The sequence below is a fragment of the Bradyrhizobium sp. JR4.3 genome (assembly GCF_040547695.1).
Lineage (GTDB): Bacteria > Pseudomonadota > Alphaproteobacteria > Rhizobiales > Xanthobacteraceae > Bradyrhizobium > Bradyrhizobium canariense.
In genome coordinates this window covers 1-18,026 of record NZ_JBEPQF010000047.1, presented here as the reverse complement: position 1 = coordinate 18,026, position 18,026 = coordinate 1, and the positions used below count along the sequence as shown (strand labels likewise).

General features: G+C 64.9%; 19 protein-coding genes. 13 read left to right on the top strand and 6 right to left on the bottom strand.

Features of this window, described 5'->3' with window-relative positions:
- Nucleotides 1-209: 209 nt before the first annotated feature.
- The 7 genes from dnaJ (at nt 210) to ABIB91_RS37775 (ending at nt 5,512) form a co-directional block, all read left to right on the top strand.
- On the top strand, nt 210-1,343 hold the full coding sequence (dnaJ, locus tag ABIB91_RS37805; RefSeq protein WP_007598494.1) for a molecular chaperone DnaJ: 1,134 nt from the start codon (nt 210-212) through the stop codon (nt 1,341-1,343).
- 88 nt (nt 1,344-1,431) lie between these two features.
- Nucleotides 1,432-2,031: a class I SAM-dependent methyltransferase gene (locus ABIB91_RS37800; RefSeq protein WP_007598495.1), complete on the top strand. Its 600-nt coding sequence runs from the start codon at nt 1,432-1,434 to the stop codon at nt 2,029-2,031.
- Nucleotides 2,032-2,088: 57 nt separating this feature from the next.
- A complete protein-coding gene (locus ABIB91_RS37795) occupies nt 2,089-2,667 on the top strand; it encodes an NADPH-dependent FMN reductase (RefSeq protein WP_354171985.1) in 579 nt (192 codons plus the stop codon).
- A 6-nt stretch (nt 2,668-2,673) separates the two neighbouring features.
- Nucleotides 2,674-3,387, top strand: a complete 714-nt coding sequence (pyrF, locus tag ABIB91_RS37790; RefSeq protein WP_007598498.1) for an orotidine-5'-phosphate decarboxylase — start codon at nt 2,674-2,676, stop codon at nt 3,385-3,387.
- A gap of 95 nt (nt 3,388-3,482) precedes the next feature.
- Nucleotides 3,483-3,794 carry a DUF1330 domain-containing protein gene (locus tag ABIB91_RS37785; protein ID WP_027566211.1) on the top strand — a complete coding sequence of 104 codons (312 nt, stop codon included), beginning with the start codon at nt 3,483-3,485 and terminating at the stop codon, nt 3,792-3,794.
- Between the two features lie 259 nt (nt 3,795-4,053).
- A complete protein-coding gene (dapB, locus tag ABIB91_RS37780; protein ID WP_354171982.1) occupies nt 4,054-4,869 on the top strand; it encodes a 4-hydroxy-tetrahydrodipicolinate reductase in 816 nt (271 codons plus the stop codon).
- A 19-nt stretch (nt 4,870-4,888) separates the two neighbouring features.
- Nucleotides 4,889-5,512 carry a 2,3-bisphosphoglycerate-dependent phosphoglycerate mutase gene (locus ABIB91_RS37775; RefSeq protein WP_007598504.1) on the top strand — a complete coding sequence of 208 codons (624 nt, stop codon included), beginning with the start codon at nt 4,889-4,891 and terminating at the stop codon, nt 5,510-5,512.
- Between the two features lie 156 nt (nt 5,513-5,668).
- On the opposite strand, the gene ABIB91_RS37770 is transcribed toward ABIB91_RS37775, so the two are convergent.
- Both ABIB91_RS37770 and ABIB91_RS37765 read right to left on the bottom strand, forming a co-directional pair.
- Nucleotides 5,669-6,565, bottom strand: coding sequence for a methylated-DNA--[protein]-cysteine S-methyltransferase (locus ABIB91_RS37770; protein ID WP_354171979.1), 897 nt, complete (start codon nt 6,563-6,565; stop codon nt 5,669-5,671).
- Between the two features lie 56 nt (nt 6,566-6,621).
- Nucleotides 6,622-7,155 carry a DUF2244 domain-containing protein gene (locus ABIB91_RS37765; RefSeq protein ID WP_354171977.1) on the bottom strand — a complete coding sequence of 178 codons (534 nt, stop codon included), beginning with the start codon at nt 7,153-7,155 and terminating at the stop codon, nt 6,622-6,624.
- A gap of 22 nt (nt 7,156-7,177) precedes the next feature.
- Here ABIB91_RS37765 and nth point away from each other — a divergent pair, with 22 nt between their 5' ends.
- From nth to ABIB91_RS37750, 3 genes are read left to right on the top strand one after another with little or no spacing between them, the layout of a single operon-like run.
- Nucleotides 7,178-7,930, top strand: a complete 753-nt coding sequence (gene nth / locus ABIB91_RS37760; RefSeq protein ID WP_354171975.1) for an endonuclease III — start codon at nt 7,178-7,180, stop codon at nt 7,928-7,930.
- A gap of 36 nt (nt 7,931-7,966) precedes the next feature.
- Entirely contained in the window at nt 7,967-9,103 is a 1,137-nt protein-coding gene (locus ABIB91_RS37755) for an HlyD family secretion protein (RefSeq protein ID WP_354171973.1), read from the top strand.
- The gene (locus ABIB91_RS37750; RefSeq protein ID WP_354171971.1) at nt 9,090-10,718 is read left to right on the top strand and encodes an MFS transporter; all 1,629 of its coding nucleotides are present in this window, start codon (nt 9,090-9,092) and stop codon (nt 10,716-10,718) included. The genes ABIB91_RS37755 and ABIB91_RS37750 overlap by 14 nt, the downstream gene beginning before the upstream one ends.
- Nucleotides 10,719-10,724: 6 nt before the next feature.
- On the opposite strand, the gene ABIB91_RS37745 is transcribed toward ABIB91_RS37750, so the two are convergent.
- Both ABIB91_RS37745 and ABIB91_RS37740 read right to left on the bottom strand, forming a co-directional pair.
- A complete protein-coding gene (locus tag ABIB91_RS37745) occupies nt 10,725-11,465 on the bottom strand; it encodes a sulfate transporter family protein (protein WP_354171969.1) in 741 nt (246 codons plus the stop codon).
- A 143-nt stretch (nt 11,466-11,608) separates the two neighbouring features.
- Nucleotides 11,609-11,866, bottom strand: coding sequence for a hypothetical protein (locus tag ABIB91_RS37740; RefSeq protein ID WP_354171967.1), 258 nt, complete (start codon nt 11,864-11,866; stop codon nt 11,609-11,611).
- A 63-nt stretch (nt 11,867-11,929) separates the two neighbouring features.
- Between ABIB91_RS37740 and ABIB91_RS37735 the strand changes: the two genes are divergently transcribed.
- The gene (locus ABIB91_RS37735) at nt 11,930-12,859 is read left to right on the top strand and encodes a S53 family peptidase (RefSeq protein WP_354171965.1); all 930 of its coding nucleotides are present in this window, start codon (nt 11,930-11,932) and stop codon (nt 12,857-12,859) included.
- A gap of 145 nt (nt 12,860-13,004) precedes the next feature.
- Here ABIB91_RS37735 and ABIB91_RS37730 read toward each other — a convergent pair whose 3' ends face one another.
- Together ABIB91_RS37730 and ABIB91_RS37725 are read right to left on the bottom strand one after the other, a co-directional pair.
- Complete coding sequence (locus ABIB91_RS37730) at nt 13,005-14,423, bottom strand: MFS transporter (RefSeq protein WP_354171963.1); 1,419 nt, start codon at nt 14,421-14,423, stop codon at nt 13,005-13,007.
- Nucleotides 14,424-14,607: 184 nt separating this feature from the next.
- Complete coding sequence (locus tag ABIB91_RS37725) at nt 14,608-15,540, bottom strand: LysR family transcriptional regulator (RefSeq protein ID WP_354171961.1); 933 nt, start codon at nt 15,538-15,540, stop codon at nt 14,608-14,610.
- Between the two features lie 109 nt (nt 15,541-15,649).
- Here ABIB91_RS37725 and ABIB91_RS37720 point away from each other — a divergent pair, with 109 nt between their 5' ends.
- On the top strand, nt 15,650-16,831 hold the full coding sequence (locus ABIB91_RS37720; RefSeq protein ID WP_354171959.1) for a CoA transferase: 1,182 nt from the start codon (nt 15,650-15,652) through the stop codon (nt 16,829-16,831).
- A complete protein-coding gene (locus tag ABIB91_RS37715) occupies nt 16,828-17,775 on the top strand; it encodes a hydroxymethylglutaryl-CoA lyase (protein WP_354171957.1) in 948 nt (315 codons plus the stop codon). Before ABIB91_RS37720 ends, ABIB91_RS37715 begins: the two co-directional genes overlap by 4 nt.
- Nucleotides 17,776-18,026: the final 251 nt, after the last annotated feature.

Here is an 18,026-nt window from a genome sequence, read left to right as displayed (position 1 = left end):
CGGCCTCCTCCCTCGCGGGGGAGGCCATCGTGTCGGGCTCGACGGACCAAGGCTTTAAATTTGGGCCCGTTACGATCGATCAATTCCCAGCCGTTATTCTGAACACTGCCATGCAATCCTCTGCCGCGAGGCGGAAGGCTGCCTATATCGTTGCATGGCGACGTTGCTTCGCTCCGACTTGAATCGCGATCGGATAGACTGAGCTCATCATGTCCACGTCCACCAAGCGCTGCTACTACGAAACCCTCGAAGTCGAACGCGATGCCGACGATTCCGTGCTGAAATCGTCGTTCCGCAAGCTGGCGATGAAGTTTCACCCCGACCGTAATCCCGGGGACAACACCAGCGAAGTCAAGTTCAAGGAAATCAACGAGGCCTACGAGGTCCTGAAAGACAAGGACAAGCGCGCCGCCTATGACCGTTACGGCCATGCCGCCTTCGAGCAGGGCGGCGGTGGCGGCGCCGGTTTCGGCGCGGGCTTCGCCTCCTCCTTTTCCGACATTTTCGAAGATTTGTTCGGCATGGCCGGACAGCGCGGCGGCCGTGGCGGCCGCGAGCGCGGCGCCGACCTGCGCTACAACATGGAAATCACGCTCGAGGAAGCATTTGGCGGCAAGACCGCCCAGATCGAGATTCCGGTCTCGGTCACTTGCGAAGCCTGTTCGGGCATCGGGGCCAAGGCCGGCACCAAGCCGAAGACCTGCTCGACCTGCGGCGGCGCCGGACGCGTACGGCAGTCGCAGGGCTTCTTCACCTTGGAGCGCACTTGTCCGGGCTGCCAGGGCCGCGGCCAGATGATCGAGGACGCCTGCCCGTCCTGCTCGGGTCAGGGGCGCGTCACCCGCGAGCGGAATCTGTCGGTCAACATTCCCCCTGGAGTCGAGGACGGCACCAGGATCAGGCTCGCCGGCGAGGGCGAGGCCGGGGTCCGCGGCGGCCCGCCCGGCGACCTCTACATCTTCCTGTCGCTGGCCCAGCACCAGTTCTTCCAGCGCGACGGCGCCGATCTGCATTGTCGTGTGCCGATCTCGATGGTGACGGCGGCGCTTGGCGGCGAGTTCGAGGTGCCGACCATCGAGAAGGGCAAGACCAAGGTGAAGGTCCCAGCCGGGACCCAGTCCAGCCGCCGATTCCGCATCGCATCAAAAGGCATGCCGGTGCTGCGCTCGCGCCAAATGGGCGACATGTACGTTCAGGTCGTGGTCGAGACCCCGCAGAACCTCACCAAAAAGCAGCAGGAATTGCTGGCCGAGTTCGACAAGCTCTCCTCCGGCAACACCCAGCCGGAATCCGAGGGTTTCTTCACCAAGGTCAAGGATTTCTTCGGTAATCGGGCGAGTTGACGCGTCTTGACCGTGCCGCCTTCGGCCTATACGTCTTTATGACCATTTTCTGACACGCCGCGGTCACGCGGTCCCGGCCGGTCCCGACATGCCATTGCCATCGTCCGCGCGTGCGTTGAAGAAGCCCCGTCTTGATGACGAGGTGCGTTTTCTCCGGTCATGGATCGAAAAGCCCCTCCACATGGGCGCGGTGATGCCGTCGGGCAAGCTGCTGGCCCGGACCATGGCCCATTACGTCGACGTCAATTCTGACGCACCGGTGGTTGAGCTCGGCCCCGGCACCGGCGCCATCACCTCGGCCCTGGTCGAGCGCGGCGTCGACCAGAAGCGTCTGGTCCTCGTCGAATACAATCCGGGCTTCTGCGCCCTGCTGCGCGACCGCTATCCGCAGGCCAAGGTGGTGCAGGGCGATGCCTATCGCCTGCGCGACACGCTGTGGAACGTGCTGAGCGCGCCGGCCTCCGCGGTCGTCTCGGGCCTGCCGCTGGTCACAAAACCGATGCTGACGCGGCTGCGGCTGATCCGCGACGCCTTCACGGCCCTGGCGCCCGGTGCGCCCTTCGTCCAGTTCACCTATGCGGTGGTGCCGCCGATTCCGAAATCGCTGCCCGGCGTGTCCACAGAGGCCTCCGAACGGATCTGGATGAACCTTCCGCCGGCCCGCGTCTGGGTGTATCGCAAGGACTAATTCCGCCGGCATTGCTGTTTGCGTGGCGGGCTCGTTTCGCCGAACGCATGGAAGCGGATGTCCGCACCGAAAATTCTGATCATTCCCGGCTCCCTGCGCACCGGCTCGCACAATGCGAAGCTGGCAGCGGTCGCCGCCTATGCGTTCGACCAGGCCGGCGTCGACGTCACCCGCGTCTCGCTCGCCGATTTTCCGCTGCCGATTTATGACGGCGACCTGCAGGCCAAGTCCGGTGTGCCCAAGCACGCGATCAATCTCAAGCGCATGATCGGCGCGCATCATGGCGTGCTGATCGTCTCGCCCGAATACAATGCCTCGGTGCCGCCGCTGCTGAAGAACGCTATCGACTGGGTCAGTCGCGTGCATGAGCTGCACGAGCCGCGCGGCGAGGTGTTCCGCAACCGCGTCTTCGCGCTCGCCGGCGCCTCGCAGAGCCGGCTTGGCGCGGCTCGCGCGCTGCAAGCGTTGCGTCTGATCCTGACCTCCTGCCACGCCAATGTGATTGCCAGCCAGCTGACGCTCGCCTTTGCCGACCAGGCCTATGACGATATGGACAGGCTGAGGCACGAGGGCGATATCGCCGCGTTGAAGGAACTGGTGCGGCAGTTGATCGATTTTTCCCAACGCATGATGTGAGGTGACATGACGCCAGCCGAGATCGCCCCGAAAGACCGCCTGATCGTCGCGCTCGATCTGCCCGGCGTTGATGCCGCGGAAGCGATGGTCAACCGGCTCGGCGACAGCGTCACCTTCTACAAGATCGGCTATCGGCTGGCTTATGCCGGCGGCTTGCCGCTGGTCGGCAAGCTCGCCGACAAGGGCAAGAAGGTCTTTCTCGATCTCAAGCTGCACGACATCGGCAACACCGTGGCGCAGGGCGTCGACAGCATCACCAGGCTCGGCGCGACCTTCCTCACCGTGCACGCTTATCCGCAGACCATGAAAGGTGCCGTCGAAGGTCGCGGCAGCTCGAACCTGAAGATCCTCGCCGTCACTGTTCTGACCTCCTACAACGAGGACGATCTGCACGCGGCAGGCTTCCGGCTCGGCGTCTCCGAGCTCGTCGAAGCGCGCGCGCAGCAGGCGCAGGTGCTCGGCATCGACGGGCTGGTGTCGTCGCCCGAGGAAGTTGGAGCCTTGCGCAAGATCGTCGGCCACCAGATGAGCCTCGTCACCCCCGGCATCCGGCCGGCGGGCGCGGCGAGCGGCGATCAGAAACGCATCATGACGCCGGGCCGCGCGATTGCGGCCGGCGCGGACTATCTCGTCGTCGGGCGGCCGGTGGTGGAAGCCACGGACCCCAAGGCGATCGCGGAGGCGATCCAGAGCGAGATCGCCGAGGCACTCGGAGCATGATCTGGACCCGAAGGGCCGCGTTAGCGCAAAGTGTGCAGCGGTTTTCCGATCAGATCATGCTCAAATAGAAGCCCAACAACACAGGGAGAAGAACAATGGCAAAAGGCTACTGGATCGGACGCGTCGACGTGAGCAGTGACGAGGGCTACAAGCCCTATGCCGTCGCCAATGGTCCGATCTTCAAGAAATGGGGTGGCCGCTTCGTCGTCCGCGCGGGCAAGTTCACCACGGTCGAAGGCGCCAGCCGCACCCGCAACGTCGTGATCGAATTCCCGGACTACGAGACCGCGATCGCCTGCTACAACTCGCCGGAATACCAGGCCAACATCAAGGTGCGCCAGCCGCACTCCGTCGCCGACCTCATCATCATCGAGGGCTATGACGGCCCGCAGCCGTCGGACGGCTGAGGCTGGGTCTGCGCGCGCCTCGTCCTTCGAGACGACCGCTCCGCGGTCTCCTCAGGATGAGGCTAAGCAGTATCGGCGCCCGTCGAATTTGTTGCCACGGATTCCAACCTCATCCTGAGGGCCCGCCGTAGGCGGGCGTCTCGAAGGATGGCCGCAAGCGACCGCGCTCCAGGGGAGGGTGGAAGCCCGCCTGCCCCCAATCCCCCTTGGTTGCCGGAACTGCGTCCCCCCGCTACAACGACCGTGAGAGGATCGCACCATGTCCGACATGCGCTTGATCGTTGCTGGAGCCGGCGGCCGGATGGGCCGGGCGCTGACGCGGGCGATTGCCGAGACCAAAGGCGCGGTGCTGGCGGGCGCGCTGGAGGCGCCGGGATCGGAGCTGCTGGGCAAGGATGCCGGCGTGCTCGCAGGCCTGCCGGCCAACGGCATCAAACTCTCCGGCGATCTCTGGGCGTTGTCGAAGGACGCCGACGGCATTCTGGACTTCACCGTGCCCGCCGCGACCCTCGCCAATGTCGCGATCGCCGCCGAACGCGGCCTCGTGCACGTGGTCGGAACGACCGGCCTATCGGGCTCCGACAACGCCGTGATCAAGAGCGTCACCAACCGCGCCGTCGTGGTGCAGTCCGGCAATATGAGCCTGGGTGTCAATCTGCTCGCCGCCGTGGTCAAGCGCGTCGCCAAGGCGCTCGACGAGAGCTTCGACATCGAGATCGTCGAAACCCATCACCGCATGAAGATCGACGCGCCCTCGGGCACGGCGCTGATGCTGGGCCAGGCGGCGGCGACCGGCCGCGGCATCGCGCTCGACGAGCATGCAGATCGCGGCCGCGACGGCATCACCGGCGCGCGCAAGCCCGGCGATATCGGCTTTGCGTCGTTGCGCGGCGGCACCGCGGCCGGCGATCACAGCGTGAGCTTCCTCGGCCCGTTCGAGCGGCTGACGCTGTCGCATCACGCGGAGGATCGCATGCTGTTCGCCCACGGCGCGCTGAAGGCCGCGCTCTGGGCGCACGGCAAGAAGCCGGGGCACTATTCCATGGCCGACGTGCTCGGTCTGTCTGACATTTAAACTAAACGGAAAGCAATCAATGAGCGAACGTCTTCTCGTGCTGGTGCGGCACGGTCAGAGCGAATGGAATCTGAAGAACCTGTTCACGGGCTGGAAGGACCCTGATCTCACCGAGCTCGGCGTGAAGGAAGCCTCGGAAGCCGGCCGCAAGCTGAAGGCGCAGGGACTCGTGTTCGACGTCGCCTACACCTCGGTGTTGACGCGCGCACAGCACACGCTCGATCTCATTCTCGGCGAGCTCGACCAGAAGGGCCTGCCGACGACGAAGAACCTCGCGCTGAACGAGCGCGACTATGGCGATCTCTCGGGGCTCAACAAGGACGACGCCCGCAAGAAATGGGGCGAGGACCAGGTGCTGATCTGGCGCCGCTCCTACGACGTGCCACCGCCCGGCGGTGAAAGCCTGAAGGACACGCTCGCGCGCGCATTGCCCTATTACGTGCAGGAGATCCTGCCCGGCGTGCTCAACGGGAAGCGCACATTGGTCGCCGCCCACGGCAATTCGCTGCGCGCGCTGATCATGGTGCTGGAAAAGCTCTCGCCCGAAGGCATTTTGAAGCGCGAGCTCGCCACCGGCGTGCCGATCATCTACCGCCTCAATGCGGATTCGACGGTGGCCTCGAAGCTGGATCTGGCGGGGTAAAGATGAGGGGCGGCTAGGCCGCGCTAAGCACGCAGAATTGTAGGGTGGGCAAAGCGTAGCGTGCCCACCATGCAGCAGCGATTGCGGAACGATGGTGGGCACGGCGCGCGAAGTGCGCGCCTTTGCCCACCCTACGAAACTTTGCCGATGACAGTCTTACTGCATCCCCAGCTGCCCGGCCTCCCAGCCCAGCATCGCTTGCTTGCGAGTGATGCCCCAGTGGTAGCCGGTGAGTGTGCCGCTCTTGCCGAGCGCGCGGTGGCAGGGCACGACAAAGGACACCGGGTTCTTGCCGACGGCAGCGCCGACGGCGCGTGAGGCTTTCGGGCTGTTGATGTTGCAGGCGATGTCCGAATAGGACACCGCGCGGCCCATCGGGATCTTCAGCAACGTCTCCCACACCCGGACCTCGAAATCGGTGCCGATCATCACCACGCGCAGCGGCTGGTCCGGCCGCCAGAGCTTTGTGTCGAAGATGCGCTGCGCCAGCGGTGCGGTGCCTTCGTGATCCTCGACGTAAGTTGCGTTCCGCCATCGCCGCGTCATATCGGCAAGCGCCACCTTTTCCTCACCGGGATCGGCGAAAGCAAGTCCCGACAATCCGCGATCGGTCGCGATCACGATCGCAGTGCCGAACGGCGAGTGATGAAAGCCATAGCGCAAGATCAGCCCCGCGCCGCCGTTCTTCCATTCGCCCGGCGACATCGCTTCGTGCGTGACGAAGAGATCGTGCAAGCGCCCCGGACCCGACAGGCCCGAGTCGAGCGCCGCATCGAGGATGCTCGCGGAATCCCTGAGCAAGCCCTTGGCGTGATCGAGCGTGAGCGCCTGCATAAACGCCTTCGGCGTGATCGAGGCCCAGCGGCGGAACAAATGGTGCAGTTCGTCCGGGGTGACGCCGGCCGCATCCGCCATCGCCTCGATGGTCGGCTGCGCGCGCCAGTTTTCCGAAATGAAGGCGATCGCCCGGCGCACGGAATCATAGTCGCGCAAGGCGGCGTTCTGGGAGCCCGGCCCGGCCAGGCGCTGGTCATGTATCGCGAGTGTCATCATGGCCACAAATGTAGGAGAGGGCAGGGTGCGAAACCACCCGATTTCCGATCCGCAAATCAGGTCACCGGATTGTAGGTCGGACCGCGCCTGGCGGCATTTAATGCCTCAACCAAACCCTTGTAAAAACTTGCTTTTTCATCCGGTCCGAGGAAGCGGGCGATCTGGATCTGGTGACCTCGCGAGATCAGATAGAGGTGCTCGATGCCAAAATCCTCGTCGATTTCCATGTCTAGCCGGACCCAGAGCGGATTGAAGGTCCACTCGACGATTTGGCCGTGCTGGCTGATGCGCCGCACGCGTAATTCAGATGGCGTGACCACGATCTCCTCGCTGGCCCGCGCCGCGCGGAAATTGGCCTTGAAGGCCCACCAGATCACCAGCACATCGAGGCCGAAGAAACCGAACACCGGCCACGCGCCCATCATAAGGAAGACGAGGCCGGTGACGAAGCTGACGGCGCTCAGGAACAGCATCACCGCGAGGAAGCCGGTGCGGTTCAGCGAGCGGTGCGGCGTCAGGCGCGCGGAAAAGATCTGAGGCTCGGCCTCGCTTCCCGATCGTTCGCGCTCAATTTCATTGCCTGTGCTCATCGTCCCTCAGTATATCCCGATCATGGCGAAAATCACCCGCAAGCCGGCCCCGCGCAAAACGTCCGTGCCGAAGAAAAAGGCGAAGGCGGCCGCCGCGAAGCCCAAGGCCCCCGGCAAGAAATCCCTCAAGGCCATGAAACCCTGGACGCCGCCCGAGGTGCACGAGGTCTTCAGCCGTTTCCGCAAGGCCAACCCGGAGCCGAAAGGCGAGCTCGAGCACGTCAATCCGTTCACGCTGCTGGTCGCCGTGGTGCTGTCGGCACAGGCGACTGACGCCGGCGTCAACAAGGCGACGCGCGCGCTGTTTGCGATCGCCGACACGCCGCAGAAGATGCTCGACCTCGGCGAAGAGCGCCTGCGTGAGTACATCAAGACCATCGGCCTCTACCGCACCAAGGCCAGGAACGTCAGTGCGCTGTCCGCGAAGCTGCTCAGCGAATTCGGCGGCGAGGTGCCGCGCACGCGCGCCGGGATCGAGTCGCTGCCGGGCGCCGGGCGCAAGACCGCCAATGTCGTGCTCAACATGGCCTACGGCGAGCACACGATGGCGGTCGACACGCATGTCTTCCGCGTCGGCAACCGGACCGGACTTGCGCCGGGCAAGACGCCGCTGGAGGTCGAGCTCGGTCTCGAAAAGGTGATCCCGGCCGAGTTCATGCTGCATGCCCATCATTGGCTGATCCTGCATGGCCGCTATACTTGCATCGCGCGCAAGCCGCGTTGCGAGGTTTGCCTGATCAACGATCTCTGCCGGTGGCCGGAAAAGACGGTCTGAAAATAGCGTTCGGGAAAGTGGTTTTTGGAGTCTAGCGTGAGTCAGCAGGAACAAATCTCGCCGTCACCACCTGCTGCTACACCGGCGCCGCCACCGAAGCCAACGCAGCGACCAGCGAGTTCACTGTGGAGCCGGCTCGCGATTCCGCTGTTCGCGGTGATCGTCGCGCTCGGCTTCGTCGCGCTGGCAACGCAGCGCTTCGACGAATGGGTCGGCAATTCGGCGGTCCAGACCACCAACGACGCCTATGTGCGCGCCGAGCTGACGCGGCTTGCCAGTCGCGTCTCCGGCGAAGTGCTGACCGTCGGGGTCACCGATTTCCAGCGCGTCAAGGTCGGCGATCTCCTGATCCAGATCGATCCTGCCGACTATGAGGCGCAAGTCGCGCAGTCCGAAGCGGCGGTCGCCGCCGCGCAAGCCGTGCTCGACAATCTGGCCAATCAGATCGAGCTGCAATATGCGACGATCGCGCAGGCGCAGGCCGCGCGGCTCTCGGCCGAAGCCGTGGAGGTCGAGGCGCGGCAGGAGCAGGAGCGCCAGCAGTCGCTGTCGCAGACCGAATCCGGCACGCGGCAGCGGTTCGAGCAGGCGGTCGCAGGCTATGCCAAGGCGCAGGCCGATGTGCGCGCGAGCCGCGCCGTGATCGCGGCCCAGCAGCACCAGCTCGAGGTGCTGCAAGGCACCAGGAAGCAGCGCGCCGCCGATCTCGAAGCGACCAAGGCAACACTGGCGAGTGCGAAGCTCAAGCTCGGCTACACCAAGATATCGGCACCGTTCGACGGCGTCGTCGGCGAGCGGCAGGTCCAGCCTGGCGACTACGTCAACATCGGCACCAATCTCATCAACGTTGTGCCGTTGCCGAAGGTCTACGTGATCGCGAACTACAAGGAGACCCAGCTGACCCACGTCGCACCGGGCCAGCCAGTCGAGATCACTGTCGACAGTTTCCCGCGCGAGAAGCTGCGCGGCAGGGTCGAGCGCATTGCGCCCGCGACCGGCGCGCAGGTCGCGCTGCTGCCGCCGGACAACGCAACCGGTAACTTCACCAAAGTCGTGCAGCGCATTCCCGTGCGCATCCAGCTCGACGACAACCAGCCGCTGCTGGCGCGGCTGGTGCCGGGCATGTCGGTCGTCACCAGCATCGACACCAAGGCCGGCAATGGCGGAAAATGACGATTCCAGTCGCGGACCGCTCTCGCGCGGCGGCGTCGCACCACAGCCGCTGTTTGCGGTGGCGGCGGTGCTGCTCGGCTCGTTCCTCGCCAATTTCGACAGCCGGCTGACCACAATTGGCCTGCCGGACCTGCGCGGCGCGTTCTCGCTCTCGTTCGACGAGGGCGCCTGGCTCTCCACAGCAGGCATCGGCTCGCAGATCTTCATCGCGCCCGCGGTGGCCTGGCTTGCCACCGTGTTCGGCCTGCGCCGCGTGCTCGGTATCCCGAGCCTCGTCTATGCCGCGGTCTCGCTGATCATCCCGTTCGTGCACGATTATCCGACATTGCTCGCGCTCAGCGTCGTGCATGGTCTCCTGCTCGGCACCTTCGTGCCGGCGACGCTGATGATCGTGTTCCGCAATTTGCCGATCCGCTGGTGGCTCCCGGCGATCTCGATCTATTCGATCCGCGTCGGCTTCGCGCTTGATACCTCGAGCTCGCTGGTCGGCTTCTATGTCGACCATCTCGGCTGGCAATGGCTGTACTGGCAGAGTGTCCTGATCGCGCCGCTGATGGGCCTGATGGTCTATTGGGGCACGCCGAACGAGCCGGTGAACCGCGCTTTGCTGCGCGAGGCCGATTGGGGCGGCATGCTGCTGCTCGGTGCCGGCGTCTCGATGATCTATGCCGGGCTCGACCAGGGCAATCGGCTGGACTGGCTGGGATCGGGGACGGTGATGGCGTTGATCACTGCCGGCGCGGTGCTGGTCGCGGGCTTCCTCGTCAACGAGGCCTTGGTGCGACAGCCCTGGGCCCATGTGAACGTCTTGTTCTCGCGCAATATCGGCCTGGGGCTGGTGTTGATCCTGCTCTACACGCTGACCAGCCTGTCCAACGCGTCGCTGGTGCCGAATTTCCTCGCCAACATCGCCCTGCTCAGGCCGGAGCAGAGTGGCTTGCTGCTGCTCACCTACGGCGCGTTGCCGATGTTCGTGCTGGTGCCGCTCTCGATCTGGCTGCTGCGGCATTTCGATACGCGGACGGTGGTGATCGTGGGATTTGCCTGCTTCGCCGCGGCCAATCTCTGGGGCACGCAGCTCAGCCATGATTGGGCACGCGAGGATTTCGCCGGCATCGTGCTGCTCCAGGCGATCGGGCAGTCGCTGACCTTGCTGCCGCTGATCATCACGCTGCTGTCCAATTCCGATCCGAGCCGCGCGACCTCGTTTGCTGCCTATATCCAGATCATGCGGCTCGGGGGCGCCGAGATCGGCGTCGCGGTGATGGGGACGTGGCTGCGCGTCCGTGAGCAGATCCATTCCTTCTATCTCGGCCAGAATCTCGGCGTCGGCGACGTCGATGTGGTTCGCATGCTGAAACAGCTCGCCGACCATTTCGCGGCCCATGGTACGGGCTCGGCACAGGCACGCGCGGTCGGGACGCTCGCGAGCTTGGTCCAGCGCGAGGCCAATGTGCTCGCTTATATTGACGGCTTCTGGCTGTGCTTCTGGGTCGCGATGGCCGCGCTCGGCGTCGTCGCGCTTGTTACCCGTGCCCCGCCCGGCCCATTCACCCCGGCGCCGTTCGGCTTTGCCAGGATGCTGTTGCGCAGATGCGGGGTGTCGCTGAAGTAGTCACCGTCACCGCATCTGTCGCGCCGGCTCGATCAGCTCGGGCCGCGGGCCTGAGAGCCGCTTATGCATGTGGACCATGAAGGCCATGGCGAAGATCGGCGTCGCCAGATTGACGATCGGGATCGAGACGAAGGCTGCGATGAACAGGCCCGCGGTGAAGATGGTCGCGGCATTGTCGCGCCGCATCGCCTTGGCTTCCTCCGGCGAGCGAAACCGCATCGCCGCGAGCTCGAAATATTCGCGGCCGAGCAGCCAGGCCGTGGCGAGGAAGAAGACCAGGAAACCGGCGCCGGCGAAAAGCACCAGCGGCAGCGCGACCAGATAGACCAGGATCGTCAGCAGCGCGGTCTTGACGCCCTCGTAGATCGCCTGGCTGAACGGCAGCGCGACGCCCGGCCGCTCCGCCGGATAATGCTCGCGCTCGACAATGTCGGCGACGTCGTCCACGAACAGGCTCGCCACCAGCGAGGTGATCGCGGGCATCAGGAACACAGCCCCGAACACAACGCCGAAGCCCGCGGCGATCGAAATGATCCAGGACAACACCTCGAGCGATGAGTGCCAGCCCGGACCGAGCAGGCCTTCCAGCCAGGCCTCGCCATAGGTCGCAAACCAGCTCAGGAGCCGCTGCAAGCCGATCGCCAGCACGATGATCAGCACCAGTGCGACGCCGATCGACCGCCACAGGATCGAGCGCATCGGCGGCGAGATCATTTGCGACAGCGCCTTGACGGCGGCATCCAGCATGGGAGTACCTCTCACGAAATCACCCGCGAGAGGTAGACACCCCGGGCCACTTCGGCAAGGGAGGCTGACCTTGCTCCGGCTGCGGCTCAAGGCTCCGCCGCGATACTGGCCCAGCAGGTGATGGCGCTGCAGACGGTGCTCCATCAACCAAAACCCTTGTAGATCTGAGCCGCGATCTGCTCCTGCTGCTTCAGGGTACCCTCGGCCTTGATCTGCGGGTCGGAGACGTTGCGGATCGCGAGCCAGCGCGGCGCCTTGTCGCCCATCTCCTGCGCCACGAGGAGGGCGGCAGCTTCTCTGTCGAGCAGATCGCAGAGCTCTACAACTTCCCGGGCGGCGAGACCGGAGCCGGCCAGTGCATCGCCATCATCGAGCTCAACGATATCGACCAGAAGGGCCATCCGACCGGTGCCGGCTACAAGACCTCGGACCTGCGCACCTTCTTCGAGAAGGCGGGCATCCCGATGCCGAAGATCGCGCCCGCGAGCGTCGACGGCGGCGCTAACAAGCCAGGCCATTCCGATGCGGACGGCGAGGTCGTGCTCGACATCGAGGTCGCCGGCGCCATCGCGCCGGGTGCCAAGATCGTGGTCTATTTCGCGCCGAACACCACCAACGGCTTCATCGACGCGGTCAAGGCCGCCGTCCACAACGCCGCGCGAAAACCCTCGGTGATCTCGATCAGCTGGGGCGGACCGGAAGACCAGGAGGGCTCGCAGCAGTTCGTCGACGGCCTCAACGAGGCGATCCGCGATGCCGCGGCGATGGGCGTCACCGTCTGTGTTGCCTCGGGCGACAATGGCTCGGCCGACATGGGCGAAGATTGGGACGGCAAGCCGCATGCAGATTTCCCGGCCTCGAGCCCCTTCGCGCTTGCCTGCGGCGGCACCAATCTCAAGGCGACAAACGGCCACATCAACGAGGTGGTCTGGAATGGCGGGCCGCGGGGCGGCGCGGGCGGTGGCGGCGTCAGCGTCATGTTCGCGCAGCCGAAATACCAGGCCCACGCGCACGTGCCGAAATCGCCGGCGCATCGGAGCGGACGCGGCGTCCCTGACGTCGCCGGCGATGCCGATCCCGCCACCGGTTATCAGATCTTCCTCAATGGCGTTGGCACCACGATCGGCGGCACCAGCGCGGTGGCCCCGCTGATGGCCGGATTGATCGCCCGCATCAACGAGGCCACGATGAAGAAATTCGGCAAGACCGTCGGCTTCATCAACCCGCTGATCTACGCCTCGCACGCGCAAGGCGCCTTCCGCGACATCACGGCCGGCAACAACGACATCACCGGCGATTTGCACGGCATGTACAAGGCCGGCTCCGGCTGGGATCCCTGTACCGGCCTCGGCGTCCCCGATGGTGCGGCATTGCAGAATTTGCTGGCGGCGTAAGCTGAGGAAGGCTCCCTCCTCCGTCATTGCGAGGAGCCCTTGCGACGAAGCAATCCAGAGTCTCTCCGCGGAGACAGACTGGATTGCTTCCGCCTTCGCTAAAGCTTCAGCGGACAAGTCGCTGCGCTCGCAACGACGAACTCAGCTACACCACGTCCAGCGGCTTGCCGCGCACGTTCGGGCCAAACAGCGCCATGGCGATCACCACGATCAACATCGCCGCGGTGATCAGGCCGAACACGCCGGTGACGCCGGCTTCCTTCAGCATGTAGGCGACGATGAAGCCCGAGAACGTCGCGCTCAGCCGGCTCATCGAATAGACGAGGCCGGAGGCGCGCGCCCGGATCTGGGTCGGAAACACCTCGGTCTGATAGGCGTGATAGGCATAGGACATCGTCGTGTTGCAGGCCGTCAGCAGCACGCCGCAGACGATCAGCAGCACGGGCCCGGTCAGTTGCGCGAACGCCATGCCGAAGACGATGATGGCGACGCACGCCCCCGCAATGATCCACCGTCGTTCGAACCTGTCGGCGAAGCTTGAGGCCAGCAGCGGCGCGATCGGATAGGCGAAAGCGACGATGAAGGCATATTGCAGGCTCTTGGTGACGGTGATGCCCTTCTCGACCAGCAGCGTCGGCACCCAGTTGGCGAAGCCGTAGAAGCCGAAGGCCTGGCAAAGGTTGAACACCATGAAGAGGATGACGAGCGAGAGAAAAGGCGGGCGGAACAGGTCGGCGAAGCCGATTTCCGCGACCGAGTGTGCTGCCGGCCGCGCGGACGACGGCGCAGGGCGCGCCGCAACAGTGTTTCCGGCGGCGGCTTCCAGCTTGGCCAGGATGCGATAGGCCTCCTCACCGCGGCCATGGCGCGCCAGCCAGAGCGGGCTTTCGGGCAGGAATAGCCGCAGCACCCAGACGATCATGCTGGCGGCCGCCCCGATCAGCACCACCCAGCGCCAGCCATCGATGCCGTAGGGCGTCAGCGGCACCAGCCACCAGGCCAGCGCTGCGACGACGGGCACCGCGATGAACATGATCGACTGATTCACCGCGAAGGCGCGGCCGCGGATTCGGCTCGGCACCAGTTCGGTGATGTAGGCATCGATGGTGATGACTTCGACACCGATGCCGATGCCGGCGAAGAAGCGCCACAACAACAGGCCCTCCGAGGAGGTCTGGCAGGCCATGATCACGGAGGCCGCGGTGTAGCCGAGCAACGCGTAGGTGAAGATCGCGCGGCGCCCAAAACGGTCGGCGAGAAAGCCGAGGAAGAAGGTGCCGACGAACAGGCCGGCAAAGGTCGCGGCGACGAAGGCGCCGATGCCGGAGAAGCCGAAGAAGGCCTGCGTCGTCGTGGTCAGGAGCCCGCTGCGGTTCAGCCCCGGCGCGATGTAGCCGGTGAGGAACAAATCGTAGATCTCGAAACAGCCGCCGAGCGAGAGCAGGATGACGAGGCGCCAGACATAGGCGGTGGCCGGCATGGCCTCGAGCCGCCGCGAGATCTCGTCCGGTGCTGCGGATGCGGTGCCGAGTTCGATGCCCGTGTCGATGCCGACGACGCTCATGATATCCTCCCCGTGAAGCGCGGATTGCGCGCTGTTCCCGGCGGCTCATCTCTGTCGTTTGTCGTGAACTCTGCCGGACCGCGCCATGTTGGCCGGTCAAGGACGGAAATCCAGAAGAACATATCGATGGGAGCGTTCGAGATTTTCGAACTCGGGCGATGAGAGGCAGGACAGCCGGTCGGCGCTATCCCGCCAGCTCTGCCTGCCAGCCGCCGCTACGCACCTGCTCGGCGATCAATGCCAGCATCAGCCGCCTCATCTCTTCCATGGCGTAGGTCATCGGGCGGTTGCGCAGACGGCAGAGATAGAGCGTGCGGGTCAGCTTCGGATCGATCACCTTGCGTGCGACCAGGCGGCCGGCCGCCAGCTCTTCCCGAGCGAAAAGCTTTGTCGCGATGGTGCAGCCCAACCCCTCCACCAGCGCGCCGGTCATGCCTGTGATCGAATTGGCGTGCAGGATGGCGCTGCCTTCCAGCCGCTTGAGCAGGACCGGATCGTCGAGCAGCGCGCGCGAAGACAGGCCGAGGCCATAGCGAAGCAGGATCAGCGGCAGCCGGCTCAGCTCCTCGAAGCGGATCGGGGTCTTGCCCTTGCCGACCAGCTTCGGAATGCCGACGAGGAACATCTCCTCTTCGAGCACTGGTTCCGTAATCAGCTCTTTCTCCGACGGCGGATTGTAGACCAGCGCCAGATCGACGCTGGAGATCATCAGGTGCATCAGCGTCGCGCCCGACAGGCTCTCGGTGAGCGACAGCTTGAGCTTGGGATATTTGGTGAGCACCGTGCGCATCAGCTCGACGCCGATCGCCTTGACGCCGGAATTGGCCATGCCGATGGAGATGTCGCCGGCAATGACCCGGGCGCCTTCGCGAACCTCGGTCTCGGCCTCCACCATTGCGCGCAGGATGATGCGGGCGTGTTCATAGAGCCGCTCGCCGGCTGCCGTCGGCTCCATGCCGCGCGGCTTGCGCTCGAACAGCGGCGTTGCGAATTCCGCCTCCAGGTTCGAGATATGATGGCTCAGCGCCGACTGCGCGACATTGATCTGGTCGGCCGCCCGCGACAGGTTCCGCTGCTCGTAGACGGCGATGAAATAGCGGAGCTGGCGCGAATCCATTGGGCGATCAAGCGTTCTAGAAGCACGAAGGCAATCTTCGACAGATTATATTTTTCAGAAGGCTTGTGAAGGCCTAGTCTTCAAACACCGAACCGAGAGGGAGAGACGCATGGCCGAAGCCGGATTGCCGCTTGCAGGCGTGCGCGTCATCGAGATGACCCACATGGTCATGGGCCCGACCTGCGGCATGATCCTGGCGCAGCTCGGAGCCGACGTGATCAAGGTCGAGCCGCCCGCGGGCGACAAGACCCGGAGCCTGGGAGGCATGGGCACCGCCTTCTTCCCGTTGTTCAACCGCGGCAAGCGCAGCGTGGTGCTGGATTTCGAGAAGCCTGAGGATCTCGACACCATGCACCGGCTGCTGGCGACGGCCGACGTGTTCCTGGAGAATTTTCGCGACGGCCAGCTCGCGAAGCAGGGGCTTGGCGCCGACGAACTGCGCCGCCGGCATCCGGAGCTGATCATCGCCGGCCACAAGGGTTTCCTCTCCGGTCCCTACGAGCACCGGCCCGCGCTCGACGAGGTCGTGCAGATGATGGCGGGGCTTGCCGCCATGACCGGCACCAGCGAAAAGCCCCAGCGTGTCGGCTCGTCCGCCAACGACATCATGGGCGGCATGTTCGGCGTGATTGCGATCCTCGCGGCGCTCTATCAGAAGCGCGGGGGACAACGTGACGGTGCCGACATCCGCATCGGCCTGTTCGAGAACTGCCTGTTCCTGGTCGCCCAGCACATGGTCGAATACGAGATGACCGGCAACAAGCCGCGCTCGATGCCGGAGCGCGAGCATGCCTGGCCAATCTACGACATCTTCGAGACCGCCGGCGGCGAGCGCATCTTCATCGGCGTCGTCACCGAAGGCCATTGGCAGAGCTTTTGCCGCGAGTTCGGCCTGACTGAATTCCTCGATGATCCCGCCTTGCGCACCACGACCGATCGCATTCTGGCGCGTGGGCGGATCATTCCGCGCGCGGCCGGGATCATCAGGCAGTGGGACGTGGCAAGACTGTCGCAGAGGCTCGATGCGCTCAACATCTGCTTTTCTCCGATCAACCGGCCCGAGGATCTCTTCACCGATCCGCATGTGCTGCGGCCGGGCGGCCTCGTCAACAATGTCACCGCCGACGGCAAGCCGTTCCGGGTGCCGGCGCTGCCGATCGAGTGGAACGGCAGCCATATCGGCGAAGGCCTGAGGGTCGCGCCGCTCGGGGGCGACACCGCGACCGTTCGCGCCGAGATCAACACCGAAAATGAAGACGCCACGTCAAAAACAACAGGGAGGCGCGCATGAGCCGGATTCAGGAGATTTACCCCGCAGAACGCGTCAGCCTGCGCGAAGTCGGCCTGCGCGACGGGCTCCAGCTCGTGAAGAAAATTCCGTCGACCGACGCCAAGCAACGCTGGGTGCGCGAGGAATATGCCGCCGGTGTGCGGCATTTCGAGGTCGGCTCGTTCCTGCCGGCGAAGACGTTTCCGCAATTCGTCGATGTTCGTGATGTCGTCGCGACCGTCGCTTCATTGTCCGGCGCGCATGGCATCGCGCTTGCGCTCAACGAACGCGGCGTGAACGAGGCGCTGGAATCCGGCGTCGGCGAAATCGCCTCCGTGGTCTCGGCAACGGAAGAGCACAGCCAGGCCAATGCGCACCGCTCGCGCGAGTCCGCGATCGCCAATCTGAAACGCCTGTGCGAGATGCGCGATGGCACCAGCCACAAGCCGCTGGTCAACGCGGCGATCTCGATGGCGCTGGGCTGCTCGATCACCGGGGCGGTCGACCCTGCAGAAGTGCTGCGGCTGGTCGACAAATGCCTGGAGGCCGGTGTCGATTTCGTCGGCATCGCCGACACCGTCGGCTATGCCGGGCCGAAGCAGGTGGCGGAGCTGACGCGCGCCGCGGTGAAGCTCGCGGGGTCAAAGCCGATCTGCATCCATCTCCACGACACCCGCGGCATGGGCATCGCGAACGCGGCCGCGGCGCTCGACGAAGGCGCGCGTATCCTCGACGGCTCGCTCGGCGGCCTCGGCGGCTGCCCCTTCGCTCCCGGCGCGACCGGCAATGTCGTGTTCGAGGATCTCGTGTTCCTGTGCGAGAGCAAGGGCTTTGCGACCGGCATCGATTTGGAGAAATTGATCGCGGTGCGCAGGATCCTGCGCGAGGAAATGCCGAATGAGCAGCTCTACGGCGGCCTCGCCCGGGCGGGATTGCCGGGTGGGAGCGCGGCGAAGGCGGCTTAAATCCGCAGGGTGGAACGCTCTTCCCTTCTCCCCTTGTGGGAGAAGGTGGCGCGAAGCGCCGGATGAGGGGTGGCTCTCCGCGAGCTCGAAGAGGAGTAGTCGCGGACACATACCCCTCACCCGTCTCGCCGCTTCGCGGCGAGCCACCCTCTCCCACAAGGGGCCTGTTGCGCTATTGGCTTTTGAGGCTGAAGACGTCGAGAGAGAAGGTCTGGGTCGCGACAGGCTCCGGCCAAGACTGTGATTGTCGC